Source organism: Streptomyces sp. NPDC042002 (assembly GCF_055588305.1).
This window is the reverse complement of record NZ_JBVJCT010000013.1, coordinates 190,674-217,054: the sequence shown is the minus strand read 5'-3', so window position 1 is coordinate 217,054 and position 26,381 is coordinate 190,674. Positions and strand designations below refer to the sequence as shown.

Annotated in this window: 17 protein-coding genes; 4 read left to right on the top strand and 13 right to left on the bottom strand. The window is 71.4% G+C overall.

Annotated elements, in window-relative coordinates:
- The first annotated feature begins 33 nt into the window (after positions 1-33).
- On the top strand, positions 34-387 hold the full coding sequence (locus ACZ6KY_RS21350; RefSeq protein ID WP_469311852.1) for a hypothetical protein: 354 nt from the start codon (positions 34-36) through the stop codon (positions 385-387).
- A 159-nt stretch (positions 388-546) separates the two neighbouring features.
- On the opposite strand, the gene ACZ6KY_RS21345 is transcribed toward ACZ6KY_RS21350, so the two are convergent.
- The 5 genes from ACZ6KY_RS21345 to ACZ6KY_RS21325 all read right to left on the bottom strand — a co-directional run bounded on the left by ACZ6KY_RS21345 (position 547) and on the right by ACZ6KY_RS21325 (position 8,499).
- A complete protein-coding gene (locus tag ACZ6KY_RS21345; RefSeq protein ID WP_469311851.1) occupies positions 547-1,428 on the bottom strand; it encodes a universal stress protein in 882 nt (293 codons plus the stop codon).
- Positions 1,429-1,630: 202 nt separating this feature from the next.
- Entirely contained in the window at positions 1,631-2,671 is a 1,041-nt protein-coding gene (locus ACZ6KY_RS21340; RefSeq protein ID WP_469311850.1) for a LacI family DNA-binding transcriptional regulator, read from the bottom strand.
- A 63-nt stretch (positions 2,672-2,734) separates the two neighbouring features.
- The gene (locus tag ACZ6KY_RS21335; RefSeq protein WP_469311849.1) at positions 2,735-5,455 is read right to left on the bottom strand and encodes a glycoside hydrolase family 3 C-terminal domain-containing protein; all 2,721 of its coding nucleotides are present in this window, start codon (positions 5,453-5,455) and stop codon (positions 2,735-2,737) included.
- A gap of 56 nt (positions 5,456-5,511) precedes the next feature.
- On the bottom strand, positions 5,512-7,260 hold the full coding sequence (locus ACZ6KY_RS21330) for a discoidin domain-containing protein (protein WP_469311848.1): 1,749 nt from the start codon (positions 7,258-7,260) through the stop codon (positions 5,512-5,514).
- A 144-nt stretch (positions 7,261-7,404) separates the two neighbouring features.
- On the bottom strand, positions 7,405-8,499 hold the full coding sequence (locus ACZ6KY_RS21325) for a DUF1996 domain-containing protein (protein ID WP_469311847.1): 1,095 nt from the start codon (positions 8,497-8,499) through the stop codon (positions 7,405-7,407).
- A 433-nt stretch (positions 8,500-8,932) separates the two neighbouring features.
- Here ACZ6KY_RS21325 and ACZ6KY_RS21320 point away from each other — a divergent pair, with 433 nt between their 5' ends.
- Positions 8,933-10,750 carry a coagulation factor 5/8 type domain-containing protein gene (locus ACZ6KY_RS21320; protein ID WP_469311846.1) on the top strand — a complete coding sequence of 606 codons (1,818 nt, stop codon included), beginning with the start codon at positions 8,933-8,935 and terminating at the stop codon, positions 10,748-10,750.
- 22 nt (positions 10,751-10,772) lie between these two features.
- On the opposite strand, the gene ACZ6KY_RS21315 is transcribed toward ACZ6KY_RS21320, so the two are convergent.
- The 4 genes from ACZ6KY_RS21315 to ACZ6KY_RS21300 all read right to left on the bottom strand — a co-directional run bounded on the left by ACZ6KY_RS21315 (position 10,773) and on the right by ACZ6KY_RS21300 (position 17,732).
- Positions 10,773-12,023 carry an SGNH/GDSL hydrolase family protein gene (locus tag ACZ6KY_RS21315; RefSeq protein ID WP_469311845.1) on the bottom strand — a complete coding sequence of 417 codons (1,251 nt, stop codon included), beginning with the start codon at positions 12,021-12,023 and terminating at the stop codon, positions 10,773-10,775.
- Positions 12,020-14,452 (bottom strand): glycosyl hydrolase family 95 catalytic domain-containing protein, encoded by a 2,433-nt coding sequence (locus ACZ6KY_RS21310; RefSeq protein WP_469311844.1) that lies wholly within the window; start codon positions 14,450-14,452, stop codon positions 12,020-12,022. The genes ACZ6KY_RS21315 and ACZ6KY_RS21310 overlap by 4 nt, the downstream gene beginning before the upstream one ends.
- A gap of 137 nt (positions 14,453-14,589) precedes the next feature.
- Positions 14,590-16,407: an alpha-galactosidase D gene (locus tag ACZ6KY_RS21305; protein WP_469311843.1), complete on the bottom strand. Its 1,818-nt coding sequence runs from the start codon at positions 16,405-16,407 to the stop codon at positions 14,590-14,592.
- 146 nt (positions 16,408-16,553) lie between these two features.
- Positions 16,554-17,732: an ROK family protein gene (locus ACZ6KY_RS21300; RefSeq protein WP_469311842.1), complete on the bottom strand. Its 1,179-nt coding sequence runs from the start codon at positions 17,730-17,732 to the stop codon at positions 16,554-16,556.
- Between the two features lie 183 nt (positions 17,733-17,915).
- On the opposite strand from ACZ6KY_RS21300, the gene ACZ6KY_RS21295 reads away from it, so the two are divergent.
- Entirely contained in the window at positions 17,916-20,024 is a 2,109-nt protein-coding gene (locus ACZ6KY_RS21295; RefSeq protein ID WP_469311841.1) for an alpha-galactosidase, read from the top strand.
- Positions 20,025-20,080: 56 nt separating this feature from the next.
- Here the strand turns inward: ACZ6KY_RS21295 and ACZ6KY_RS21290 are convergent, their stop codons facing one another.
- The 4 genes from ACZ6KY_RS21290 to ACZ6KY_RS21275 all read right to left on the bottom strand — a co-directional run bounded on the left by ACZ6KY_RS21290 (position 20,081) and on the right by ACZ6KY_RS21275 (position 24,749).
- A complete protein-coding gene (locus ACZ6KY_RS21290) occupies positions 20,081-20,710 on the bottom strand; it encodes a hypothetical protein (protein WP_469311840.1) in 630 nt (209 codons plus the stop codon).
- Positions 20,711-20,842: 132 nt separating this feature from the next.
- The gene (locus ACZ6KY_RS21285) at positions 20,843-22,687 is read right to left on the bottom strand and encodes a GMC family oxidoreductase (RefSeq protein WP_469311839.1); all 1,845 of its coding nucleotides are present in this window, start codon (positions 22,685-22,687) and stop codon (positions 20,843-20,845) included.
- Entirely contained in the window at positions 22,684-24,066 is a 1,383-nt protein-coding gene (locus tag ACZ6KY_RS21280) for a hypothetical protein (protein ID WP_469311838.1), read from the bottom strand. Before ACZ6KY_RS21280 ends, ACZ6KY_RS21285 begins: the two co-directional genes overlap by 4 nt.
- On the bottom strand, positions 24,063-24,749 hold the full coding sequence (locus ACZ6KY_RS21275; protein ID WP_469311837.1) for a FadR/GntR family transcriptional regulator: 687 nt from the start codon (positions 24,747-24,749) through the stop codon (positions 24,063-24,065). Before ACZ6KY_RS21275 ends, ACZ6KY_RS21280 begins: the two co-directional genes overlap by 4 nt.
- Before the next feature lie 387 nt (positions 24,750-25,136).
- Here ACZ6KY_RS21275 and ACZ6KY_RS21270 point away from each other — a divergent pair, with 387 nt between their 5' ends.
- Positions 25,137-26,333 carry a glycoside hydrolase family 64 protein gene (locus tag ACZ6KY_RS21270; protein WP_469311836.1) on the top strand — a complete coding sequence of 399 codons (1,197 nt, stop codon included), beginning with the start codon at positions 25,137-25,139 and terminating at the stop codon, positions 26,331-26,333.
- Positions 26,334-26,381: the final 48 nt, after the last annotated feature.

The window sequence follows — 26,381 nt, the reverse complement described above, 5'->3', positions numbered from 1 at the left end:
CACAGCGGGGCTTCGCCCGTTTAGGCTCACGGCATGGAACAGACGGAGATCATCCTGCGCGCCATCGGCGTGCTCACCGAGACCAACGCCATGGTGCGCAGGATCGCCCAGGACGAGGAGGACGGGGTCGAGTCGGCCGAGAACAACCTGGGCGCGCTCGTCACCGAGGTGTTCCCGCGCGTCGAGGTGCCCGGCGACGCCGGCCCCGCCGAGGCCGGGCAGGCGGTGGCGGACGCCTATCTGCCCGCCGCCATCTCGTTGGTGGGCGCCTTCGCGTTCCTCTTCTCCGAACTCGCCGACCTCCACGACTCCGGCCGGACCGACGTCCAGACGGCCGATCTGCTCCAGGATCTCGCCCTGCGGATGTCCCGCGCCGACAACACGTGACCGCCACGTCCGGCCCGGGTCACCTCGCGTCAGGGCGTGGTGAACCGGTGCCGGGCGCCTGCGACCGCGCCGGCACCGCTCACACCTGGCCTCGACTCCCAGTGTTTCCTTGAGACTTGAAAGCGCCCGGCGGCGAGTCGGCCGCGCTCCGACGGGCCTTCAGGAGTGCGGGACCACCGCCACCGGGCACGGCGCGTGGTGCATCACCGCGTGGGCCACCGAACCGATCCGCGCGCCCACCGCGGAGCGGTCGGCCCGCCGCCCGACGACCATCAGCTGGGCCCGGTCGGAGAGTGACAGCAGTACCTGGCCGGCGCTGCCCATCTCGATGTGCTGGGTGACGGGCACCTCGGGGAAGCGTTCGCGCCACGGCTGGAGCGCCTCGGCCAGCGCCTTCCTCTCGTACGGCTCCAGGCCGCCGGCCTCGTCCAGCATCTTCAGCGAGCCGGGGCTGTAGGCGAACACCGGCGGCAGGCTCCAGGCCCGTACGGCCCGCACCGCCGCGCCACGGGCCGCCGCGGTCTCGAACGCGAAACGGAGACCGGCCGCGCCGTCCTCCGGACCGCCCTGCTGGCCCACGACGATCTCCCGGCCGCCCGCTTCCGCTTCGGGGCGGTCCTCCGAGCGCACCAGCACGACCGGGCAGGGCGCCTCGGAGATCACCCGCTGTCCGACGGAGCCGAGCAGGAAGCCGACGAACGCGCCGTATCCGCGCGACCCGAGGACCAGTGTCCCGGTCTCGGCCGCGACGCCCAGCAGCTCTTCGACCACCTCGCCTCCGACGGAGTCGATCACGTCGACCGTGACCGACAGGTCGCCGTGCCGGTCGGTGACCGTGCGGGCCGCGTCCTCGATCATGCGGCGCGCCCAGCGTGCCTGGTCCTTCCGGTCACCACCGCCGACCATGTCGTGCGGCGGCCAGTGCCAGGCGTACACCACCCGCAGGGGCACACCCCGGCGGACGGCTTCGCGGCCCGCCCAGGCCAGCGCCGCCCGGCTCTCGGGTGATCCGTCCACGCCCACGGTGATCGGGTGGGTCATGCGCCTGCCTTCCGTCGCCGGCCCGCCTGTCCGGCCGGGTACTGGTCCATCCTGACCGGTCCAGTGTCCGCCACCGGCACCGGCGAACCCGGGGACCGGAGGGCGCGTGGTGCGGGGCGCCACCCGGCGCGCGCCACGGCCGGCGGCGAGGCTCCGGGACACGGCCGGCCGCAGGAGGGCACGCCGAACGGGCGGCACCCGGCTACGCCGAAGCGCGGACCACGAGTTCCGGGTCGAAGATCAACGACGTGGGTTCGGTGCGTACGCCCCGGATGTGCTCGTCGAGGAGCGCGGCCATCGCCGCGGCCATCGCCTCCACCGGCTGCCGCACGGTGGTCAGCGGGGGCCGGCATGTCACCGCCACGCTGGAGTCGTCGAAGCCGACGACGGCGACATCGTCCGGCACCTGTCTGCCATGCTCCCGCAGCATCTGGCACACTCCCTGGGCCATCAGGTCGTTGGCGGCGAACACCCCGTCCACGTCGGGGTGTTCGGAGAGCAGCCGGGACATCGCGGCCATGCCGCTGTCCAGGGTGAATCCGCCCTCGGCCACGGGGACGTACGGATGCCCTCCGCGGGCCATCGTGTCGCGGAACCCGGCGAGCCGGTCCTGGCTCGCGGCCACTCCGAGCGGCCCGGTGACGGTGACGATCCGCCGGCACCCCCGGTTCAGCAGGTGCTCGGCCGCCAGTCGCGCCCCCTCACGGTGGGCGAGATCGACGTAGCTCAGCCGCACGGGGCGGGAGGGCCGGGCGAAGAGGACGGCGGGCAGACCGGCGTCGGCGAGCAGCGCGGGCAGCGGGTCGTCGGCGTGGGTGGAGACGACGAGCGCGCCGTCCGCGCTGCCCTGCCTCAGGTCGCTCAGCACCTGGCTCCTGGTCTCCGCGGACTCGGCGAACATCAGGAGCGGATGCATCGAGCGTGGACGCAGGTACCCCACCACGCCGCTGACGACCCGTCCGAAGAAGGGGTCCGCGAACACCCTTGCGGCGAAGGCGTTCTGTTCCTCCCCCGAGGTGTCGCCCGCGCCGGAGACGATCAGCGCCACGGTCTGGCTGCGCCGGGTCACCAGCGATCTGGCGGCCCGGTTGGGCGCGTATCCGGTCCGCTCGATGGCCTGACGCACCACTTCCTGAATCCCTGGGTCGACATTGCGGACACCGTTGACGACCCGGGACACGGTCGCGCGAGAGACTCCGGCCACCCGCGCGACATCCTCCAGCGTGGGAGCCTGTCTGCTCATGGCGGCACCCTAACCGCACGGCACCGCCTCGGGATAGAGCGCTCTCCCCGGCCGCCCCAGCGCTCATTCGGGGGCCCGGACCAGCACGGTGGCCGTCAGCGGCAGAGCGCCCGCGGAGCGGCCGGCGAGCACGCGGTAGGGGCCGGGTCGTGTGCGCCACGTGTGCTCGTCCTGTGCCCAGTGACGCAGCGCGCGGGCCGGTATCCGCACCAACGCCGTGGCCCGCTCGCCCGGTCGGGCGCTCACCGCGGTGTATCCGGCGAACCATCGTGCCGGACGGTCCAGAGGTCCGGGAGGCCCGGCGAGATAGACCTGGACGACCTCGCGTCCGCGGCGCGGGCCGGTGTTGCGCACCTCGACCCGCGCGGTGAACGACTCTCCGGCCACGATGTCCTCGGGGACGACCAGCCCCTCGTACGCCCAGGTCGTGAAGCCGAGGCCGTGGCCGAACCAGTAGGCCGGTTCACGGTCGTGGCGCGCCCAGGCTCGGTAGCCGATGTGCAGGCCCTCCGCGTAGTCGAGGCGTCCGCGATCGGGCCGGGTGCGGGTGACGGGCGCGTCGGCGAGGGCCGCCGCCCAGGTCGTCGGCAGCCGGCCGCCGGGTTCGGCGCGGCCGAACAGCACGTCGGCCAGGCCCGCGCCGCCCTCCTGTCCGGGGAACCAGGTCAGCAGCACGGCACCGGCCCGCGCGCGCCAGGGCAGTTCGACCGGTCCGCCGCTGTTGACGACGACGACCGTGCGCGGGTTGACGGCGGTCACCGCCCGGACCAGCTCGTCCTGGCGTCCGCCGAGCCCGAGGTCCGTCCGGTCGTAGCCCTCCGACTCGCCGTGTTCGGTGGTGCCGACGACCACGATCGCCGCGTCCGCGTCGCGGGCCGCCCCCGTCGCGTCGGCCAGGGCCGCCGCGTCGTCGGGGCGCGGTGGGGCCGCGGTGACGACGGTGGCCCGGCCGGTATCCGGGGCCAGTTCACGGCGGGCCACGACGTGCGCCGGGCGTCCGGCCGTGAGCGGCACCCGCACGCAGTGGACGGGCGGGTTCACATGGACGACCGCCGGATCGTCGGTCTCCTTGCCGAACTCCCCATCCAGGAAGACGTGTTCGTCGACCGCGATACTCAGGCGGCCGAACCCGCCGACTCCGAGCGTCCACGCCCCCGAGGTTCCCGGAAGCAGGAGGGCACTGATCTCGACTGTGTGCGCGCCGGGTTCGAGTGGTGGCTCCAACTGGCGTCCGCTACGCCGGTGTTCGGAGTGCAACACCAGCCCCGCCGCGTCCAGCAGGCGCAGGCGGACCCCGGGCCTGCCCGTGAGCGGATCGGTGCACAGGTCCGGGGTCAGGGGTGCCGGAGGGGCGTCGGTCGAGGGGCCGGGTGCGTGCACGAGACGCACGTCGTCGCCGAGCGCCGCCCTGATGCCGTCCAGCGGTGTGACGACCCGCTCGGGGAAGACCCCCGCGCTGCCGCCGCCCTGGGTGCGCGGCAGGGCCGCGTGCGCTCCGATCACGGCGAGGCTGCGCAACCGGCCCGGGTCGAGCGGGAGGACATCGCGATTGTGCAGCAGGACGGCGCTCGCGGCGACGGCGCGGCGCAGCAGCGCGTGCGCGGCGCGGCGACTGATGACGGGCGGGACGGCCCCCGGCGACTCCGGCCGCTCCGGCCGCTCCGGGCCGAACGATTGCTCCGACGGATCCGGTGACGACGCCGACACCGATACCGGCCCGCGTGACGACGACACCTCCAGCGCGGACGCGAGCACCGACGGTTCCGGCGCGAACGACGGCTCCGCCGCTACCGACGACGACGCCGGCTCAGGTGACGACGGCGCCTCCAACGCGGACACCGGCACCGGGGGTTGCGGCCCGTACGCCGGCTCCGACGGTTCCGACAACCGCACCGGCGACGCCGCCTCCGGCGCGGACGTCGGCTCGCCGAGGGCGCCGCACGACGCGGCGAGCCCGAGCAGCCGCCGCACCTTGTCGTCGACGGCCGCCCGCGGAACACGCCCCGCTTCCACGGCGCGTACCAACGCCTGCCCCCATGCGCTCTCCGGCCCCGGCATCGCGAGGTCGAGGCCGGCGCGCGCGGCCGGGTCGCCCGCGCGCACGGCGCCCCAGTCGGAGACCACCACGCCGTCGAAGCCCCATTCCCGCTTCAGGGGGTCCGTGAGCAGCGGACTGGCGGTCATCGTGGTGCCGTTGACGCCGTTGTACCCGGCCATGACGACCCGGACGCCGGCCTCGACGGCCGCCTCGAACGGTGCCAGATACACCTCCCGCAGGACCCGCTCGGAGACCCGCACGTCGACGGTCAGGCGGTCGGTCTCGGAGTCGTTGGCCACGTAGTGCTTGGCGGTGGCGGCCACGCCGTGTGCCTGGATGCCCCGGACGAGCGCGGCGCCGGTGCGGCCGGTCAGCTCGGGATCCTCGGAGAAGCACTCGAAGTGCCGCCCGCCCAACGGCGTCCGGTGGAGGTTGAGGGTGGGCGCGAGGACCACGTCGACGCCCTTGCGGCGCGCCTCGGCGGCGAGCAGGCCGCCGAGACGCTCCACCAACTCCTCGTCCCACAGGGCGCCGACGGCGGACGCCGAGGGCAGCAGCAGGGCGGGATCGCGCTCGTCCCAGGACTGCCCGCGTACTCCGGCGGGACCGTCCGACAGGACCATCTCCCGCAGTCCCAGGGCCGGTTCGGCCCGGGTGCGCCAGGTGGTCGCGCCGGTCAGCAGCCGGACCTTCTCGCGGAGCGTGAGTTTACCGAGGAGCCGCTCGCGCTCCGCCTCGTCGTCCATGCTCCGCACCTGTCCGGCCTCATTCCTGGGAGAGCGCTCTCCCTCGATGTCGCGATTCAGTTGTAGACCCCGAACTCGTACAGCGAGTAACCCCATCCGGTTCCTCGGGCCGAGCCGTTGACCCGTACATAGCGGCCGGTGCCGGACACGTCGAGGTCGTCGACGCCGCCGTTGCCGTCGGTGACCGTGCGGACGGTGGTCCAGTTCTGCCCGTCGTCCGAGGTCTGCAGGGTGTAGGCCTTGGCGTACGAGGTCTCCCAGACCAGTTGCACATGGCGGAACGAGGTGCGGGTGCCGAGGTCGACCCGCAGCCACTGGGGGTCGCTCCAGTCGCTGGCCCAGCGGGTGTTGAGGTTGCCGTCGACGGCGCCCGCCGCGGTGCAGGGGCAGTCGCCGCCGCCCGTCTGGTACGAGGAGGCGGTGGCCGGCTTGCCGAGGGCGACGTTCGTGCCGCTCGGGATGGGCGGCACCACCCGCACGGAGCGGGTCTCGACACCGACGTTGCCCTTGCCGTCCTTGGCCTTGACGTAGAACTTCCAGACACCGGGCCGGTCCGGCGCGGTCACCCGGAGCCGGCCGCCGCCGAGGTCGGTGAAGGGCAGCGAGTTCAGCTGTTTGCTCTGGTCGACGTACATGCTGTTGTCCAGCACCTCGTACGTGATCGGATCGCCGTTGGGGTCCGTGGCCTTGACGGCGAGCGTGAGGTCGCGTCCGGCGGGCACCTTGCCCGCGTCCCCCTCGACGGCCAGGTCGGTGATGACCGGCGGGGTGTTGTCCCGGGAGGTGTCCGCGCCGTACGCCTTCTTCACCGCGTAGTACGACAGCCGCTTCTCGCCCGCGGGCAGCAGGTTGAACCAGATGCCGCCGAAGTCGTACTCGGTCCCGTAGTGGAACATCGTCGCGCCGAGGGCGACGCCCTTGTGCCCGGTGACGCAGTTCCACGCCCGGGTGTAGCCGTCGGCCTTCGCCCGGTCGGTGGGTTCGGCGGGGACGCCGTTGGCGTCGTCCGGGACCTCCCACTCGCCCGCGGGACCGGTTTCGGTGACGATGTAGGGCTTGGTGTAACCACCTTGCTCCCAGGCCGACTTGACGTCACAGATGGCGTTGTAGGCGTTGACCGCGTAGAGGTCGAGGTCGGGGGCGTTCTTCTTGTAGTAGGGCCAGGCGCCTGTCCACGCGTCGGTCGAGGTGACCGGGTGGTTGGGGTCGACGGCGTGGATCTTCTTGGTGATGTCGTTGACGAGCGTGGTGTAGGCGTCGCGCTGGCGCTCCAACTCGTCGCCGCTGTAACAGTTCTGGAGTCCGAGCACGGACTCGTTCCCGACATTCCACATCAGGACACCGGGGTTGTCCTTGTAGGTGGCGGCCCATTGCGGGAACTCGGTGAGCACCTGGTTCTTGTAGGCGGTGTCCGTCAGGTAGTTCACGCAGCCGCCGCTGCCGGGACCGCCGCCGGGCTGCAGCCAGAAGCCGGCGATCACTCTGATGCCCTGGGCCGCCGCCGCGTCGAAGAGGGGTTTGCTGGAGGCGTCGGTGCCCCAGGTGCGGACGGTGTTGACGCCCATCGACTTCAGGTCGGGCATATAGCGCCCGGCGTCGGCGACTGCGGGTCCCCAGGTGAGCCCCTTGACCTGGTACGGGCTTCCGTCGACGGTCAGTTGCCAGTTGCCCTGCGAGCCGGTGACCTTGACGACGCCGCCGGCCGCCTGGGCGGGCTGGGACGGCAGGGCGAGCGCTCCCGCGGCGAGCAGGCCCGCGGTGAGGGGTGCCGCGATACGGCGGCGGGTGGTACGGGATCCGGTCATGAGTGTCCGTCCGGTGTACGGGTGAGGGGATGCGGGTGAAGTGGAGTACGGGTGAGGTGGGGGAAACCGGTGGAGTGCGGGTGAAGTGGGGGGAGTCGTCCCGCCGGTCCGGGGTGTGGGCCGGACCGGCGGGACGCGTCCGCGTCAGGGAAGCCGGTAGTTCTCGTCGAGTGCCGCGCCCGCTTCGGGGTGCGTCTGGTCGTAGCCGCGGGCGTCGCACTGGAGTCCGCCGACGACGCAGTGGTCGACGAGCGCCTTGAGCGTCGGCGGGTCCCACACGTTGAAGAAGTCGTAGTGGAAGGAGTAGCCCGCGCCGCTCGAGAGCCTGACCTGCGACATGTCACCGTTGACCGGGAAGGCCATCTTGAACTCGATCATCGGCAGGGCGACCGGGTGGTCGTCCGGGCAGATGTTGTTGTTGGTGCCGGGGTTGACCACCGGATACGCCATGTGACTCTTGTGGTCGGGTGTGTCCAGGTACTTGCCGTCCCAGCAACTGGGGGCCTGGAAACGGATGTTGAGCTGGACGTCGGCGGTGTTCGGGCACTGCTGAGGAAAGTCCACGTTGAAGTAGCTGTTGCCGCACTCCCATCCCTCGACGAACCCGGGGTGGCCGCGGAAGTCGGCCGCGGACTGCGTCGGGCTGCCGACGACGAACCGCAGGCCCTTCGGGAAGGGCCGCACACTGGTGTAGTCGGTGACGCCCGCCTTGTAGTAGATGACCTGCGGACCCACCGGCAGGACGGGCGTGTTGCCCTTGAGCAGGGTCGGCATCCAGTAGGCCGACTTGTCGCCGGGGGCCTTGCAGCTCGTCGAACCGGCGTCGAGCGAGGCGGTGGTGCTGGCCGCTTCGGTCGTGGTGTTGCCCAGGAAGGTGTGGTCGTGGGACTTGCCCGGCTGGCCGGGGTAGACGATCGGGTCGTCCGGCCTGGTGCGGGTCACCGAGCAGTTCGCCTGGAACTCGTGGAAGTAGCGGTGCGTCGGATCCGCCTTGGACGGGACGACCCCGGTCACCTGCGGGTTCGCCGGGATGTAGCCGTCGCCGTCCGGGTCCTCGGGCGAGGAGAGCGTCGAGGCGGCCATCGCGTGAGCCGCGTGGACGGTCGTCGAACCTGCCACGGACGACGCCGGACCGGACACGGGGTCGGCGCTCATCGCGACTCCGGCCAGACCGAGCGACGTCAGCACCAGCGCGCTGGACATCAGTAATCCTGAGACGATCTTCGATCTCCGTGCCATGGAGACCTCCTGCCACGTCGATGGGGACGGTGGGGGTCGGGCGGCCGGGAGCGGCGGTGAGCACAGTGCCGCTGGGGCCGCCCGCGTGACGGTCCATCACATGTGCCGAGGGAAACGGGAGAGCGCTCTCCCGCTGAGGAGTGTTGTGGCGGTTGCGCGAGAGTGTCAAGGGAGTTGACTAAGGATCACGGCGGCGAATCATGCGCGCACCTCTTGAACACAATCCCCGGGCCCTCACCGATCTCCCTTTGGGCACAAAGAGCTATGAACCATCCGAAATGCAGGCCGAGTTGCCTGTCGGCCGGGCAACAACATCGGGGACTCCGGTCACAAGTCTTGACGTGTCGTTCACCTGGATGAAGCATGCATCGGCGAGAGAGCGCTCCCCCGTACCTCCCATCGTTCACTTCCTGAACCAGGAGAGTCGCCCCCCATGTCTCGAACCCCCACAGACGTCCCGGAGCCCGGCCGTTCCACCGTCGCGCGGCGCACCGTCCTCGGTGCGATGGCGGCCGGCGCGGCGGCGCCCGGACTGCTCGCACTGTCCTCACCGGCGTCCGCCTCGGCCGCTGTTCCCGCCGTGCCCGCCCAGCAGCCGTCGGCCCTTCCCGGCGGCGGTGATCTCGGCCCGAACGTCATCGTCTTCGACCCTTCGACGCCGGGCATCCAGGCCAAGCTCGACCAGGTCTTCCACCAGCAGGAGTCGGCGCAGTTCGGCACGGGCCGCTACGCGTTCCTGTTCAAGCCGGGTACGTACAGCGGCCTCAACGCGCAACTCGGCTTCTACACCTCGATCGCGGGCCTCGGCCTGTCACCGGACGACACGACGATCAACGGGGACGTGACCGTCGACGCCGGCTGGTTCAACGGCAACGCCACCCAGAACTTCTGGCGTTCGGCGGAGAACCTCGCCCTCACTCCGGTCAGCGGCACCAACCGGTGGGCCGTCGCCCAGGCCGCCCCGTTCCGTCGTATGCACATCAAGGGCGGTCTCAACCTCGCCCCGAACGGCTACGGCTGGGCCAGTGGCGGCTACATCGCCGACAGCCGGATCGACGGCTCGGTCGGTCCGTACTCGCAGCAGCAGTGGTACACCCGCGACAGCTCGGTGGGCGGCTGGGTCAACGCCGTCTGGAACATGGTGTTCTCGGGCGTCCAGGGCGCGCCCGCGCAGTCCTTCCCGAACCCGCCGTACACGACGCTCGACACCACACCGGTCTCGCGCGAGAAGCCGTTCCTGTACCTCAACGGCAGCGAGTACCGGGTGTTCCTGCCGGAGAAGCGCACCAACGCGCGCGGCGTCACCTGGGGCAACGGCACCCCGCGCGGCTCGTCGCTGCCGCTCAGCCAGTTCTACGTGGCCAAGCCCGGTGTCACCGCCGCTACCCTGAACGCCGCGCTCACGCAAGGTCTCCACCTGCTGCTGACACCGGGGATCTACCACCTCGACCAGCCGATCCAGGTGAACCGCGCGGGCACGGTGGTCCTCGGTCTCGGCTACGCCACGCTGGTCCCGGACAACGGCGTCACCGTGCTCAGGACGGCCGACGTCGACGGGGTCCGGCTCGCCGGCTTCCTGGTCGACGCCGGGCCCGTCAACTCCGCGACCCTCCTGGAGGTCGGTCCTGCCGGGGCCTCGGCGGACCACTCGGCCAACCCGACGACCGTGCAGGACGTCTTCGTCCGCATCGGCGGGGCGGGCGCCGGCAAGGCGACGACCAGCATGGTCGTCAACAGCCGGCACACGATCGTCGACCACACCTGGGTCTGGCGGGCCGACCACGGCACGGGCGTCGGCTGGGAGACCAACCGGGCCGACTACGGCATCCGCGTCAACGGCGACGACGTACTGGCCACGGGGCTCTTCGTCGAGCACTTCAACAAGTACGACGTGCAGTGGTACGGCCAGCGGGGCCGCACGATCTTCTTCCAGAACGAGAAGGCGTACGACGCGCCGAACCAGGCCGCGATCCAGAACGGGAGCGTCAAGGGGTACGCGGCCTACAAGGTCGCCGACTCCGTGACCACCCATGAGGGCTGGGGCCTCGGAAGCTACTGCTACTACAACGTCGACCCGACGATCGTCCAGCACAACGGCTTCGCGGCGCCGAACAAGCCGGGCGTGAAGTTCCACGATCTGCTGGTCGTCTCGCTGGGTGGCCAGGGTCAGTACGAGCACGTCGTCAACGAGACCGGCGCACCCACGTCGGGCACCTCGACGGTGCCGTCCACCGTGGTCTCGTACCCCTGACCGCCCCGCGCGGAGCCTGACGTCAGCAGGACGCCAGGCTCCTGAGGTCCACCGCGTCGGCCATCGCCTGCATCCCCTTGTCGTTGGGGTGCAGGTGATCGCCGCCGTCGAAGAACGGCAGGATCAGCCGCGGGTCGTACGGATTGCGCGTGATCCTGTCGAAATCCGTCACGGCGTCGAGCGCGCCGCTGTTCCTGATCCAGTCGTTGACGCCCTGGCGCACGGCCTCGGAGGCGGCGTCGTACTCGGACCAGCCCTTGAACGGCATGACGGTCGCGCCGACGACACATTTGCCCGCCGCGTGGGCCCGGTCGATGATCTGCCGATAGCCGGCGATCATGTCGTCCACCGTGATGCCGGAATGGGCCTTGATGTCGTTGATGCCTTCGAAGAGGAAGACCGTGCGGACCCCGGGCTGGGAGAGGACGTCACGCTGGAGTCTGTTCAGGGCGGCCTGCCCGGCGCCGTCCGCGAGCACCTTGTTGCCCGAGATCCCCTCGTTCGCCACTCCCTTCACGGTGAGCCCGGACGCGGCCTGGAGCCGCCGGGACAGATAGTCGGGCCAGCGGCGGTTCTCGTCCGTGGTCGAGGCCCATCCGTCGGTGATGGAGTCGCCGAGGGCCACCACCGAGCCGACCGCCGCGGACGTCTCCACGTCGACCGCGTCCAGCCAGTACCAGGAGCCCATCGGATCGGTCCAGTTGGCAGCGCCCTCCTCGGCCGCGTGGTCGCCCGCGGTCGCGTAGTTGGTCCGCATGGCCATGCCGTGGCCGGTCGTCGGTCCCTGGACACCGGTCACGTACAGGCTGACGACCAAGTCGCTCTCGGCGGCCAGCTTTCCGGGCAGCGGATCGCTGAACACGGTCTCGCCGGCCGGGACGGTGACGGACGCGGCCCCGCCGAACGACAGCCGCCGGTTGGAGCCGTGGACCAGTTCCGCACCCTGCTTCCGCAGCCCGGCGTACGCGCTCGCGAAGGTCACCGGGTGCTCGCCGAAGGCGTTGGACAGCCGGATCCGCATGTTCGTGCCGCCGACGCTGGTACGCACGACCAGCCGGTAGCTGCGGTCGGCGGGTCCCGCGCCCTGCCGGTCGGCACTGGCGCCCCAGGTGACCACGGAGTGCATCGCCCGCGACACGGCGACGGGCGTCACCGGCGTGTCCGACGAGACGCCCGGACGCGCCGCCGCCGAGGCGGTCAGGGGTCCGCAGACCGCGAGGAGCAGCGCCGATACGACGCCCACGGCGCGGCGGCGCACCCTGGCGCCGCTCATCCGAGGCCCCGCAGGGTGACGGATTCGCCGGGATCGAGGCTGATCTTGTGCGAGGCACCGCCCGCGACGACGGTCGTCTCGCGTCCGCCGACGCTCCTCAGCGTGGCCCGGGTCACCTTGCCCTCCTTCCAGCTGAGGTCGGCGACGAAGCCGCCGCGGACGCCCACGCCGGACACCGAGCCGGACGCCGCCCAGGCGGCGGGCAGGGCGGGCAGCAGCTCGACGTGTCCGGGCCGTGAGTAGACCAGCATCTCGACGATCGCCGCGGGGGTGCCGAAGTTCGCCTCGATCTGGAAGATGCCGCGGCCCCTCTCCACCTCGTACATGTCGAAGAGGTTCATCGCACTGCCGTTGCTGCCGTTGACCGACGGCTTCAGGTTGTTGACGACCAGCCGGTAGGCGTTCTCCGCGTTCTTCAGCCGCGCCCAGCACAGGCTGCGCCAGGCGTTGGCCCAGCCGAAGCTGTTCATCCCGCGCGCGGTGAGCAGGGCGGTCGCACCGTCGAGGATGTCCTTCGGCGTGGAGCCGTCCGGCCGGATCCGGTCGCCGGGGAAGAGGCCGATGAGCGGGGAGAGGTGCCGGTGGGTGGTCTCGCCGAGGTTGTCGGGTGACATCCACTCCTCCAGCCAGCCGGTCCTGGGGCTGACCACGGGCAGGTACAGGCGCCCCCGCAGACCGTCGACGGTCCTGCGGTAGGCGGCGTCCTTCCCGAGCGCCTCGGTAGCGGTGCGGTAGTTGCCGAAGAGGTTCCACACCAGTTCCTGGGCGTACGTGATGCCCTTGGCGTCGAGAGGGCCCTGCTCGGGCGACCAGTCGCTGTCGGCGATCAGTACCTCGCGCTCGGTCCCGGACGCGTCGGTGACGGTCGTGGTGATGAGGCGGGCCTCCCAGAACTGTACGGCGCCCTTGAGGAGGGGGTAGATCTTCTTCAGGTAGGCGCGGTCCTGCGTGTACTCATAATGCTCGAACAGGCTCTGGCAGATCCAGGCGTTGCCGGCCGGGTGCCACCACCAGCCGCCCCCGCCATAGGGGTTGGTGGAGATCGCCACGGTCCAGCCGGCGATCCTTCCGCTGGAGTTGCGGTACCGGTTGCTGGAGTCGTTGAACAGCCGCTGGGTGACCTCCGTCCACTCGGGCAGCTGGACGAGGCAGTAGTCGGTGAAGTCGTCGAAGCAGTCGGACAGTCCCGCCCGGTCGGCCATCCAGTAGTTCATCTGGAGGTTGACGTCGGTGTGGTAGTCGGCCATCCAGTCCGGGTCGTTGCCGTCCAGCCAGGGGCCCTGGAGGCCCATCGGCAGGCTGCCCCGGGATCCGGAGATCATGAGGTAGCGGCCGAACTGCAGGTAGGCGGCCTCGAGTTCCGGGTCGGGGATGTCGTCCCGGTGGCGTGCCCGCAGCCGCTCCGAGGTGTCCAGTTCGCGCTGTGCGGCGGAGGACGTACCGAGGTTGATGTCCAGTTGTCCGAACACGGCCCGGAAGTCGGCGACATGGGTGTGCAGCAGCGTGCTCGCCGATTGACCGGCCGCGTTCAGGACCTTGGTCCTGGCGAGGCGCTCCGGGGCCAGGGACGGATCGCGGAACTTCGTCGCCGCGTCGGGCACGTAGTCGGTGCCGCCGCTGACGACGACGGTGAGGTCCTTGCAGCCATTGAAAACGATCGACGTACCGTCGGCGCGGACCTTGCCCGTGCCGCTGTACGCGGTGACGGCGGCGCCGTACTTCAGGCCGTTGGCCAAGGAGGCGCCGAACGACGCGTAGCGGCCCGCGCTGTTGGCGGTGGTGGACTCGCCGTGGGTGCCCGCGAGGGAGACGGCACCGGTGTAGAAGCCGCCGCCCTGCTGGGAGAAGTACAGGACGATGGCGTCGTCGGGTCGGCTGGCGAAGATCTGCCGCCGATAGGTGACGCCTGAGATGTCGTACGAGGTGCTGATCAGACCCTGGGCCAGGTCGAGGGAGCGACGGTAGTTGTTGACGTTGCCCAGGTCGTGGTCGGGGAGGACGACGGTGAGCTCGGCCAGCATCGTCAGGGAGCCGAAGTCGTCGCGGCCGTACGGGAACTGACCGTCGCTCTGCAGCCTGTCGTTGAGACCTCCGGTCCACAGGGTGGCGTCGGTGATCATCAGGAGTTCGCCGGCGGGGTCGTTGCTCGCGAGCGCACCGAGGCGCCCGTTCCCGATCGGCAGCCCCTGCTCGATCATCGACGTGGCGGAGCCGGGAGCCTGCCACCACAGCTGGTTCTTCGCGGCGTCGGCCGCGGACAGCATGGGCGATGCGGTGGGGCGCAGGGGGGCGGCCGAGGCGGTGAAGGCGGGCGGACCGCCCAGTGCGGTGGCCGCGCCGGCCGCGGCGGCGAGGGCGAGGAAGCCTCTGCGGCTGGGGGTGTTGTCGCGTGCTGCGGTGTGCTGAACGTCCACGGTTGTGCACTCCATATCCGGGAGCTGCTCGTGCGGGAACGACGGCTGCGGACCGTCGGCGTGGTGCGGGTCCCCGCGGGGCCCGGGTGGTGTCACCGGGCCCCGCGGGAAGCGGGTCGGGCGGACTGCTGAACCGGAACCGACTACGTAGCTCAGACCGACCGCGGAACGACGATCTTGTCGATGTCGGGGGCGTATCCGCTGCCACTGTCGAAGGTGATCGTGTTGGAGCCCGCCTTCAGCGCCAGCTGGACGCTGACCGTCTCGGCCGTGTTCCAGTCGCCCGTGGAGGGGAACTTCTCGCTGGTGCCGTTGCCGCTGTTGGAGGAGACGGTCACCGAGCGGGGGTCGCCGCTGACGTAGGCGACCTGGACGGTGTAGATGCCGTCCTTCTCCACCGTGACGTCGTTGAACCGCAGCTTGCCGCCGGTGTAGAGGTTGCCGACCTTCTTGCCGCCGGAACAGGCGTCGCAGCCGGCGACCGAAGCGTTGCCCGACAGGGTGTTGGCGGCGGACTCGGCCTCGTAACCCGTGGTGGTCGGCGTGCTGCCGCCGGGCTTGACGGTGAACAGCCGCGAGCCGTGTGCGGGCAGCGCCTCGGTGATCTTGTTCTTGTAGGTGCCGAGGTCCGCCTTGTTCCACAGGTCGCGCACGGAGGCGTTGCCGGTGAATCCGAGGGAGGCCCACTGGGCGGTGACGGACGCCGGGGAGTCGGCGAGGTTGAACAGGGCGACGGTGTGGCTGCCGTCGGCGTTCTCGGTGCCCCAGACCTGCTGGTCACCGACGGTGGTGACCGGACGCGCGACGGGCGAGTCGTTCTGGTCGACGGCGATGACTTCCTTGTCGGTCAGCAGGGAGACGCCGTAGCTGTCCAGTTTGGTGAGGTCGTCACCGGTGAACAGCGGCGACTTGTTGATGGCCCACAGGGTCATGTAGCTCTGTCGCTCGGCCTTGGTGAGGCCGTCCATCTCGGCGTTGCCGACGTCGAGGCTGTCCAGGTCGTTCCAGCCGCCCGGGCCCGCCTTGCGGCTCCACGCGGGGGCGTCGTCCCACCGGTCGTCGACCGAGTTCTCCCAGGTGACGAGGGTGTTGCAGTAGCACTCGACGTCGGTGTCGATGCGCCAGCCGTTGGAGTACTTCTTCCAGTCGGCGGCGTGGCCGATGTCGAGCGACCAGGAGAGTTCGAGGTGGATCGGGCGCCCGGTGGCGGAGATGGCCTTCTGCCAGGCGGCGACGTCGGGGACGTTGTCGTAGTTGTCACCGGACTTGAAGGAGCCCGGGCCCACGCCGTCCAGCTTGAGGAAGTCGTAGCCCCAGTCGGCGAACTGCCGCGCCTGCGAGTCGATGTACTTCTGCGCGCAGGGGTTGTCGAAGTTCAGCTTGTAGGCGTTGTCCCAGCCGTTGGTGGTACGCAGGTCCGGGTAGACGACGTCGGCGGTGGTGCAGCCGGTGGCGTTCCAGATCGGCGTCCCGCCGTCGCCGTACGCCCCCTTCTCCAGGCCGACGGGCAGGTAGATGCCGGCCTTGAGGCCCTTGGAGTGGATGTGGTCGGCGACCGAATTCATGCCGTGGGGGAAGCGGACCGGGTCGGGCCTCTGGCGTCCGTACTGGTCGAAGCCCGTCTTCCAGGACTTGTCCATCCACCAGCCGGCGTCGATGTTGACATGGTCGTAGCCGTAGTTCTTCAGCTTGGCGGCGAGGGCGTCCGTCTGCTTCAGGACGTTCGCCTCGGTGAGGTAGCTGTAGTCGCCGTCCGGGTTGAGGCCCGGGTACTTCGACGACTGCATGCTCCAACTCGACCAGCCCATGTACGGCTTGGCCGCGACGGGGGTGGTGGCGGGGGTCTCGCGCGGCACTGGGGTCTTGGCCTGTGCCGCCGGGACGGTCGCCGCGAGGCCTGCCGTGAGGGCGAACACCACCATGGTTCTCAGGGTGCGTGCGGGCAGGACGGAATACGAGGGTGACCGCATGGGTCGTGCCTCCTGTGGGTTCAGGGTTGGGGCGGCTCAGCCCTTGCCCGAGCCGAGGTGCATGGCTGTTCTGGCTGTTCTTCAGTACGTGCTGGTCGGTGCGTGTGCCGTTGGGCGCGCGCCCGCCCCTAAGGGCGTGGCGCTCTTCAGCGCGCGTCCGAGGTGATGAAGGACTGGATCGCGGTGGCCGCCGCCCCGCGCGCCCACTCCTCGAAGGGCAGCGGCCGGGTCTGTACGTCGCAGTCCGCGGCCGAGCCGAAGGCGGCCGCGGCGAACGCGTCACGGATCTGCTCGGCGAACAGGTCGTAGGCGGCCAGGCCCTCGCCGGAGATGATCACGCGCTCGGGGCCGAGGAGGTTGGCCACGGTCGCGATGCCCCGGCCGATCGCCGCTCCCGCCCGGGCGTACACCTCCCGGGCGCCGGGGTCGCCGGCGTGGGCGAGGGCCAGTGCCTCGGTGACGTCGGCGACGTTCGCGCCGGTGACCTCCCGGATCCGGCCGACGATCGCGGGGTCCGAGGCGATCGCCTCGACGCAGCCCCGGTTGCCGCAGTGGCAGCGGGGACCGGCCGGGTCGATCGCCACGTGCCCGATCTCACCGGCCACGCCGTGCGCTCCCGCCACCACCTGTCCGTGTACCACCAGACCGCAGCCGATGCCCGCGCCGACGGTCACCAGCGCGAAGTCGGACAGTCCCACCCCGGCACCGAACCACTGCTCGGCCACCGTCAGCGCCCGAACGTCGTTGTCGAGGGTGACCGGCAGTCCGGTCGTGGTCGCGGCCAGTTCGGCGAGGGGAACGTCGCGCCACTCCAGGAACGGCGAGTAGCGCACCACCCCGGCCGCCCGGTCCACGTCACCCGAGACGGCGATGCCGAGCCCTCGGACCTGCACCCCGAAGCCGTCCGCCTCCGTCAGCAGTTCCTGTACGAGCCCCGCGACGGAGGTCAGTACCGCCTTGGGTTCGCGGGAGGTGAGCGGAACGCGCCGGGCGACCCGGATGCGGCAGCACAGGTCGGTGAGTACGGCGATGAGCTCGTCGCCCGTCACCTTGATCCCCAGGAACAGGGCCCTCCCTCCGTCGACCCGCACCGGGTTGGCGGGCCGCCCGAGGACGGGCTGCCGTGCGTCCTCGGTGATGTCCTCCACGAGGTAGCCGGCCTCGATCAGCGGCCGGACCGCCTTGGTGACCGCCGCCGCCGACAGCCGGGTCCGCCCCGCTATCTCCGACCGCGTGAGCGGGCCGTGGGACAGCACGGTGGTGAAGATCTGGGAAGCGGCCGGCGTGTGGGCCGGGAACGCCTCGGTGAGAGAGGCCGAGCGCATGGCCGGAACCTATGGCCCTTATTTTCCGCTGTCAATGAAAGAAACAGGATTCCCTTGAGGATGCCCTATGAGGCATCTGTGACCTGTGAATTCAGGAATGCAAGGAGCCATTGACACACGATCCAAGGTCAGGGTTGGCTTTTCCTTGTCTCGTACGTGAGCACCACCCGAACGCGAGGATCCATGTCGCCGATCTCCTTCGCCCCGGACGCCGGGGTCTGGCTCCTGTCCACACCGCGCACCTCGTACGCGCTGCGGATCGACGAGACCGGAGCGCCCTGCCATGTCGCGTGGGGCCCACGGCTGACGCCCGCGGAGGCCGAGGAACTCGCCGTGCCACCCGCGCCCGAGGCCAGCAGCTTCGAGGGCAGACCGCCCGTCGGGGAGGAGCTGCCCGTCGACGGCGGCACGCGCTACGGACCGCCGTCACTGCGGGTGCGCTTTACGGACGGCTCCCGCGCCTTCGAATGGCAGCCGACCGGCCACCATGCCGACCAGGGCGAGCTGACCCTGTCGTTCCGCGACCGCCGCTACCCGTTGCGGGTGGCGCTCCACTACCGGGTGCACGAGGACACGGACGTCATCGAGCGCTGGACCGTCGTCCACAACGACGGCGACGAGCCCGTCACCCTGCTCCGTGCCGACTCCGCCGCCTGGACCCTGCCGCCGCTGCGGGACTACCGGCTCAGCCATGTCACGGGCCAGTGGTCCGCCGAGAGCCAGTTGCGCCGCGACCGACTGCCGTACGGCGAGACCGTGTTGACCAGCCGTCGCGGGATCACCAGCCACCACGCGAACCCGTGGCTGATGCTCGACGCGGGTGAGGCGACAGAGGATCACGGACGGGTGTGGAGCGCCGCCCTCGCGTGGAGCGGGAGTTGGCGCGTCACCGTGCAGCGCACCCCCGACGGGCGGGCCGGATTCACCGGCGGCCCCGGCCAGGACGGCACGGCCGTGCCGCTCGCGCCGGGGGAGCAGTTCGCCACTCCCCCGTTCGCGGGGCTGTGCACCGACGGCGGCTTCGGCGCGGCCAGTCGCGCCTGGCACGCGTACGTCCTGGCCCATGTCCTGCCCCACGCCGACGAGTTCGCCCCGGTGCTCTACAACTCCTGGGAGGCGACCGGCTTCGACGTCGACGAGGTCGGGCAGAAGGCGCTCGCCGAGCGGGCGGCGGCGCTCGGGGCGGAGCTCTACGTCGTGGACGACGGCTGGTTCGGGGCGCGCCGCAGCGATCGGGCGGGCCTCGGCGACTGGACACCGGCGTCCGACCGCTTCCCGGACGGACTGACCCCGCTGGTCCGCGCGGTGCACGGGCTCGGGATGCGCTTCGGCCTCTGGGTGGAGCCCGAGATGGTGAACCCGGACAGCGACCTGTACCGCGAACACCCCGACTGGGTACTGCGCTTCCCCGGCCGCCCCCGCTCCGAGCTGCGCAACCAGCTGGTCCTCAACTTCGCCCGCCGCGAGGTCGCCGACTGGGCCCACGGCTGGCTGACCCGGCTGGTCGGCGACCACGGCGTCGACTTCCTCAAGTGGGACATGAACCGCGCGTTCAGCGAGGCCGGCTGGCCCGACCGGCAGGACGGCGCCGACCGCCTCGGCCCCGTGTACGTGCGCAATCTCTACGACGTCCTCGACCGTCTGCGGGCGGACCATCCGGCCCTGCGGATCGAGACGTGCAGCGGTGGCGGCGGCCGGGTCGACCTGGGCGTTCTGGCCCGCACGGACCAGGCGTGGGCGTCGGACAACACCGACGCCGCCGACCGGATGGGGATCCAGCAGGGCTACGGCCAGATCTACCCCGCCCGCACGATGGGCGCCTGGGTGACCGACGTACCCAACCAGCTCACCGGCCGTACGGTCCCACTGCGCTTCCGCTTCCATGTCGCGATGGCCGGGGCGCTCGGCATCGGAGGCGATCTCACCCGCTGGTCCGAGGAGGAACTGCGGGAGGGGGCCGACCTGGTCGCCACGTACAAGAAGGTCCGCCATCTCGTCCAGCACGGCCGGCTGGACCGCCTGTCGCCGCCCGCCGAGGACTCGGTCTGCGTGGTGCAGTACACCGCCGCGGACGCCTCGGAGACCCTGCTGCTCGCCTACCGGCGCGTCTTTCGCCACGGCGCGCCGAGGCTGCCGGTCCGGCCGCGCGGTCTGACCCCCGGGGGCCGCTACCGCGACGCCCGCACCGGCGCCGTGCACCACTCCACGGTGCTCGGCGAGTACGGGCTCGACCTCGACCTGCCGACGGGCGACTGGTCCAGCACGGCGGTGCGCCTCGTCCGGGAGGACTGACACTCCGTCAGCGCGCTGGCGTGCGCCCGATGCCGCTCTCGCCCGTCGGGGGCTCGTCAGTACCGCTGGGCCTTGGCCAGGACCGGGGTCAGCTGGGGCGACGCGGGCTGCCTGCTGATCACGACCGGCTGCGCCTTCTTGCCCGGTTCGAGGTTCTCCTTGCCGACGAACGCCGTCTCCACGACCTTGCCGTCGGGGTTCTTGAAGTCGACCTGTACGGCGTACGACGCCGTCTTGCCGGAGTTGTTGGTGATGGTGACGACCACGGCGCGCAGCCCGCCGGTCTCCGAGGTGGGCAGGCCGGTCATGCTCACGTCGGACGTCGCGTTGCCGCTGCCCTTGACGTTCTTGAGCTGCTTCTCGGCGGTGGCGGCGGCGCGGGCGGTGTCGGCGGAGACCGAGGCCGCGAACTCCGACGCCCTGGCCGAGACGGAGGCGGCCGCCGACGACGCCCGCCCGGTCGCGGACTCGATGATCGAGGAGGCGGCCGAGGCGATGGCGGACGGCGGCGTCCCCGTGAAGTCGGACGCGTTCGGCGGCGTCGGCCGGGGGGTGATGGAGGCCGTACTGCTGCCGCCGCCGTTGTCCGAACTGCACGAGACGAGAACGGAGCCGCACGCGATCGCGGACAGCAGGGCAGCGATACGCCGTGATCCGCTTCGGCCGTGGGGAACGCGTCTGCTCATGGGGGCTCGCCTCTTCCTGCCGTACGGGGCACGGGGGCTCGTCCTTTTCCTGCCGTACGGACTCCCCCATGCTCCGTGCCGCGCAGGGTGAGGGCGAACTGCGGGGGCCCATTGGGGTGGGCGCCCGGCACGTCAGCCCCCGTGCCGCGCTCCGTCGAGCCACGCGTCCGAGATGGCCAGGGCCGCCGCCATGATGCTCAGCTGCGGGTTGACCTCCGGGCAGCCCGGCAGGACCGAGCCGTCCGCGACGAGGACTCCGCGGACGCCGCGGAGCCTGCCTTCGGGGTCGGCGGGGGCCCGCTGCGGATCGGCGCCCGCGGCCACCGTGCCGGTCGGGTGGAACGCCGACACATGGAGATCGCGGGCGCCCACCGAGGCGAGCAGTTCGTCGAGCGCGTCGAGCGAGCGGGCGCGGGGCGCGCCGGGGACTCCGGTGAGAACCTCCTCCGCCCCTGCGGCGAACAGCAGGCGGCCCATGGCGCGTACGGCGGTCATCAGCCGGTCGCCGTCGCGGGGGTCGAGGTCATAGCGGACGAGCGTCCGTTCCCGGCCCCGGACCTGCCCGGACGGGCGGTCGGCGATCATGGCTCCGAGGGTCGCCAGATGGTCCGCGTCCTCCAGTTCGCGCCGCAGTTCCCGGCCGAGGCCGGGCAGGACGAAGCTGCTCATGCCGGGCGGGCTCGCGGTCGCCTCGACGAGGATCCCGCGGGCGTGCAGTTCTTCGACGCCGACGCTCTGCAGCACGCCGCGCCAGGCCGTCACCGGCTCGGCGAAGCGTCCGGCGACGCTGGTGGCCGGGTGCACGCTGAGGTTGCGGCCCAGACGGGGGTGCCCGCCGAGACCCGAGCGGCGCAGCAGGGGCGGTGTCTGCAGGGTCCCGGCCGCCGTCACGACGAGGGGGCTGAGGATCTCCAGTTCGCTGCCGTCCAGGCGGCGGACCCGGACTCCGGCGGCGCGGGGCGGGCCCGGCACGTCGTGGTCCAGCAGGATGCGGCGGACCCGTGCGCCGGTGACGATCCGGGCGCCGGCGGCACAGGCGTCGGGCAGGACGGACAGTTGCACGCTCTGTTTGGCGCCGGTGGGGCAGCCCACCACGCACTGGCACGAGCCCTTGCAGCCGGGGGCGTTGCGGCGCAGCGGGGCGGCCCGCCAGCCGAGGCGTTCGGCGCCGGCGAGGGCGAGGAGGCCGTTGTCGCCGAGGACGTCGAGGGGTTGGGGTGCCACGCGCAGGGTTCGCTCGGTCTCGTCGAGGCAGGGCCCGAAGCGGTCGGCGAGCCCGAACCCGAACGCGCTGCTCCAGCGTTCCAGGACATGGTCCGGAGTCCGGTAGCAGGTACCGGAGTTGACCACGGTGGTGCCGCCGACGGCACGGCCGACCGGCAGCAGGATCGGCGGACTGCCGACGGCCACCGTGGCGCCGCCGTCCCGGTACAGCTCGGCGAACCGGTCGAGCGGTGCCCGGCGGCCGAAGGAAGCGGTCGAGTGGTGCCGGCCCTCCTCCAGGACGATCACGCTCAGTCCGGCGCGCGCGAAGGTCCGTGCGGCCATCGCGCCGCCCGCGCCGGAGCCGACGACGACCACGTCGGCGGTGCCGCGGGCGGGCCATTCCTCCGCCGGGGTGCAGTCGAGGGGCGGATCCACCGGGGCGGGCGCGGGGGCGGGCGGGACCGGCATCCGTTCGGTGCCCGCGGCCAGCAGCACGGGGACCTTGAGGAGGTCGAGGAGCGGCGCGAGCCGGGGGCGTGCGGCCAGCGAGCGGAGCACGTCCTCGCGTTCGTCGGGGCCGAGGGCCGCCAGTCGTCTTCCGGTACGCGCCACGGCGTACGTGTCCAGGGCGGCGACGGCGGTACGCATCCCGGCGCGGGCGGGCCGGGGCAGTGCGGCGAGCACCGAGTCGAGGCGGTGCGGCACGCGGGCGGCCCACTCGGCGTCGCCCTCGTCGGCGAGGAGCGCGGCGACGAGTCCGGCGGCGGTCATCGTCCGCCCGCCTCGGCGTGCGCGGTGCCGTCCAGCACCCAGGAGGCTTCCGGGCGCCAGTGGCCCCACCAGCGTTCCAGGACGATCCGGGCGTCGGCGGACTCGCTGTTGCGGCACACCGCGCGGGTGCCGTCCGGGTCGCGGTACTCGAGGGTGAGGGTCCGCTCCGCGGGCTGGTTCACCTCGACGCGGATGCGGCGCATTGCCGTCCGGCCCGTGACCGTCCACTCGGGCAGGCCGAACGCGGCCCGGAAGCGTCCGAGCCCCAGCCGGCCGATCGCGGAACGCTCCGGTCGCCGCGGCCAGGTACGACCGTTCCGGCGCAGGCGCAGGAAGACGAGCGGGGGCAGCCGTCGCAGGGCGGGCCGGGTGGACACGGCGGCGACGATCTCCAGGACGTCTCCGTCGCCGAGGTCGGCGTGCAGCCAGGTCCACCGGTGCGCGTTGCCGTGCCCGTAGATCCGGGCCGTGGCGCCGGGTGCGCCGCGCAGGTCCAAGGTCGTTCCCCCGTACGAGAATTCGCCTTCGTACGTGGCGCGGGCGGCCGGGAGCATCTGGGCGGCGGGCAGCACGGGGTGACGCCATGACCAGCGGGGGAAGGTGAACAGCGGTGGTCCCTGGGGCCGTTCGGCGAGCTTCCAGCGGAAGTCGCCCGCACTACCGGTCAGTTGCCCGGCGGTGCATGTCACGCCGTCGGTCGCGAATCCGTCCGTCGGCCGGGTCCAGGGGACGGGCCCGAAGCGGGCGTGCCGTACCTCGCCCTCGCGGGGGAACACGGCGGCCCAGCCGTGGGCGAACGGCTCGGATCCGTCGGCGGGTGCGGTGAGTTCGTGGTGCAGCCAGACTCCGGTGCCGCTCGCCGGGTCGGTGAGGGTGGTGTACCAGACCTCGGTGCGGCCGGGGGCGCCGTTCCATCGCGGGGCCAGGTGTTCCGCGGGGTTCTCGCGGCGCGGAAAGCGGAAGCTGAGCAGGAAGGGGGCGAGGCCGGTGGCCAAGGGGAAGCGCAGGACGCCCTCGCCCACCCGTGCGCCGCCCTCGTACACGGTGAACGGCAGCACGGTCATCGACGCGATCGGCCGGCGCGGGGTCACCGACTTCCAGCCGTCCAGGGTGAGACGGCGCCCGCCGGCGGTGAACGTGAGCCGGTAGCGGATGCGCCGCCGGGCGATGGGCGACACCTCCAGCTCGCCCTCGACGCAGCGGTCGTCGGCGTGTCCGGCGATCCGCACCCGGCCGGCCAGGCGGGCCGGTGTCGTCCGGTGCGGGCGCAGGACCCGGTCGGCGGCGGCGCGCAGGTCGAGCCGGATGCGCCGCTCCCCCGGCTCGCCGTCGAGGCGGACCGTGCCGAGCAGCGTCTCGGTGAACACCGTGCCCCTCACGCGAGGCCCTCCAGCATGATGCGCTCGGTGACCCGGAGGTAGTCGTCGGCCGCCGCGTGCGCTCGCCGGGCGTCCCCCGCGGTCACGGCCTCCACGAGCGGCGCCAGCCGCTCGTGGGCGGCCTCCGCGTCGATGAAGGGTCCCTTCAGCAGGGACCGGACCGGCAGGTAGGCGTTGAAGAGCGTGTTCGTCAGCAGGACGTAGACGCGGTTGCCGGTGGCGCGGGCCAGCGCGCGGTGCACCTCCACATCGGCCAGCTGCACCGCGTCGGCGCCCTCGGCACGCCGTACGGCCGCGAGCAGCGCGCTCAACTCGGCCCGCTGTACGCGGGTGCCGCGCTCGGCGGCCCGCTCGGCGATCAACGCGCCCACCCCGCGCCGCACTTCGAACACCTCGCGCACCCAGCCGGCGTCGTGCCGCACGAGCATGGGAAGGAGATCCGCCCCGCCGAGCCGGGCGTAGTCCCGCACCCGGGTCCCGACTCCGTGCCGCGTCTCCAGCAGCCCGGCCTGCACGAGCCGTCCGAAGGCGTGCTTGAGCGTGGTGCGCGTGACGCCGTACCCGTCGGCCAGCCGTCGCTCGGGGGGAAGGTAACTCCCCGCCGGATGACGGCCGTCGAGTATGTCCGTGCGCAGCCGGTTCTCCAGGACGTCCACGATGGTCTCGCGCGGCAGAGCCTCCACGTTTCCCCCTCCGGGCAAGTGGCTGAGTGGATGAGTGGATGAGTGGATGAGCCACTGAACCAGTGAAGGCTTTTCGCGGTCAACCCCCTTGACGGCAAAGGGCCATGGGCGACGACCGCGAACGAACCGTCTGCGTCGCGCTCGCGCCGCCGAGACCCTGCGCACGAGGGGTCAGGCCTGGTCGTCGGACGCGGGGAAGGGCGGCCCGGACCCGCATCTCGCCCGAACTCACCATCGGCACCGGCAAGTTGGACCGGACCAACTTTGCGTGAATCGTTGACACGCACGTCACCCGAGCGTAATTCTGAGAGCGCTCTCAAGAGGAAGCGGACGATTCCCGTCCGCGGTATTCCACCTCGCTGAACCCCCACATCAAGGAGGCAGAGAGTGCGCGTACACACCAGATGGCCGGCTTGGGCGTTGGCCTCGGCCACGCTCTCCGCGGCATTGCTCACCTTCGGCGCGCCCTCCCGTGCCGAAGCCGCTGTCCCGGCGACCATCCCCCTCACGTTCACGAACAACTCCGGCCGCAGCGAACAGGTCTACGTATACGACCTCGGCACGCAGCTCTCGACGGGGAAGCAGGGCTGGGCCGACGCGAACGGCACCTTCCACGCGTGGCCCGTGGGCGGCAATCCTCCGACGCCCGCGCCCGACGCGTCGATCGCGGGACCGGCCAACGGCCAGTCGAAGACGATCCAGCTCCCCAAGTTCTCCGGACGGATCTACTTCTCGTTCGGGCAGAAGCTCGACTTCCGGGTGACGACCGGCGGTCTCGTGCAGCCGGCCGTGCAGAATCCGAGCGACCCGAACCACAACATCCTCTTCAACTGGTCCGAGTACACGCTGAACGACTCCGGCCTGTGGCTCAACAGCACCCAGGTCGACATGTTCTCCGCTCCGTACGCCGTCGGGGTCAAGCTCGCCGACGGGACCACGAAGAGCACCGGTCACCTCAAGGCCGGTGGCTACAACGGTTTCTACAACGCGCTGCGCAGTCAGCCGGGCGGCTGGGCGAACCTCATCCAGACCCGGTCCGACGGCACGGTCCTGCGGGCGCTCGCCCCGGGGCACGGCATCGAGTCGGGCGCGCTTCCGGCCACGGTCATGGACGACTACATCAACCGCGTCTGGCAGAAGTACAGTTCGTCGACCCTGACGGTGACACCGTTCGGTGACCAGCCGAACACCAAGTACTTCGGCCGGGTCTCCGGCAACGTCATGAACTTCACCAACAGCTCCGGAGCTGTCGTCACCAGCTTCCAGAAGCCCGACGCGGACAGCATCTTCGGCTGCTACAAACTGCTCGACGCGCCCAACGACCTCGTGCGCGGCCCCATTTCACGCACCCTGTGCGCGGGCTTCAACCGCACCACGCTGCTGACCAACCCCAGCCAGCCGGACACCACTTCCGCCAACTTCTACGCGGACGCGGTGACCAACCAGTACGCCCGCAACCTCCACGCGCAGATGGCCGACGGCAAGGCCTACGCGTTCGCGTTCGACGACGTCGGCAACCACGAGTCCCTCGTCAACGACGGCAATCCGCAGCAGGCCTTCGTCACGCTGGACCCGTTCAACTGACGGGATTTCCGCCGAGGACGGGATGGGGGGCAGGTCCCGCTCGGGACT

Bases quoted from the DNA above. Each gene is read 5' to 3' on its own strand.
- ACZ6KY_RS21350 (WP_469311852.1), top strand. From the start codon at position 34: ATGGAACAGACGGAGATCATCCTGCGCGCCATCGGCGTGCTCACCGAG.
- ACZ6KY_RS21345 (WP_469311851.1), bottom strand. From the start codon at position 1,428: ATGACCCACCCGATCACCGTGGGCGTGGACGGATCACCCGAGAGCCGG.
- ACZ6KY_RS21340 (WP_469311850.1), bottom strand. From the start codon at position 2,671: ATGAGCAGACAGGCTCCCACGCTGGAGGATGTCGCGCGGGTGGCCGGA.
- ACZ6KY_RS21335 (WP_469311849.1), bottom strand. From the start codon at position 5,455: ATGGACGACGAGGCGGAGCGCGAGCGGCTCCTCGGTAAACTCACGCTC.
- ACZ6KY_RS21330 (WP_469311848.1), bottom strand. From the start codon at position 7,260: ATGACCGGATCCCGTACCACCCGCCGCCGTATCGCGGCACCCCTCACC.
- ACZ6KY_RS21325 (WP_469311847.1), bottom strand. From the start codon at position 8,499: ATGGCACGGAGATCGAAGATCGTCTCAGGATTACTGATGTCCAGCGCG.
- ACZ6KY_RS21320 (WP_469311846.1), top strand. From the start codon at position 8,933: ATGTCTCGAACCCCCACAGACGTCCCGGAGCCCGGCCGTTCCACCGTC.
- ACZ6KY_RS21315 (WP_469311845.1), bottom strand. From the start codon at position 12,023: ATGAGCGGCGCCAGGGTGCGCCGCCGCGCCGTGGGCGTCGTATCGGCG.
- ACZ6KY_RS21310 (WP_469311844.1), bottom strand. From the start codon at position 14,452: ATGGAGTGCACAACCGTGGACGTTCAGCACACCGCAGCACGCGACAAC.
- ACZ6KY_RS21305 (WP_469311843.1), bottom strand. From the start codon at position 16,407: ATGCGGTCACCCTCGTATTCCGTCCTGCCCGCACGCACCCTGAGAACC.
- ACZ6KY_RS21300 (WP_469311842.1), bottom strand. From the start codon at position 17,732: ATGCGCTCGGCCTCTCTCACCGAGGCGTTCCCGGCCCACACGCCGGCC.
- ACZ6KY_RS21295 (WP_469311841.1), top strand. From the start codon at position 17,916: ATGTCGCCGATCTCCTTCGCCCCGGACGCCGGGGTCTGGCTCCTGTCC.
- ACZ6KY_RS21290 (WP_469311840.1), bottom strand. From the start codon at position 20,710: ATGAGCAGACGCGTTCCCCACGGCCGAAGCGGATCACGGCGTATCGCT.
- ACZ6KY_RS21285 (WP_469311839.1), bottom strand. From the start codon at position 22,687: ATGACCGCCGCCGGACTCGTCGCCGCGCTCCTCGCCGACGAGGGCGAC.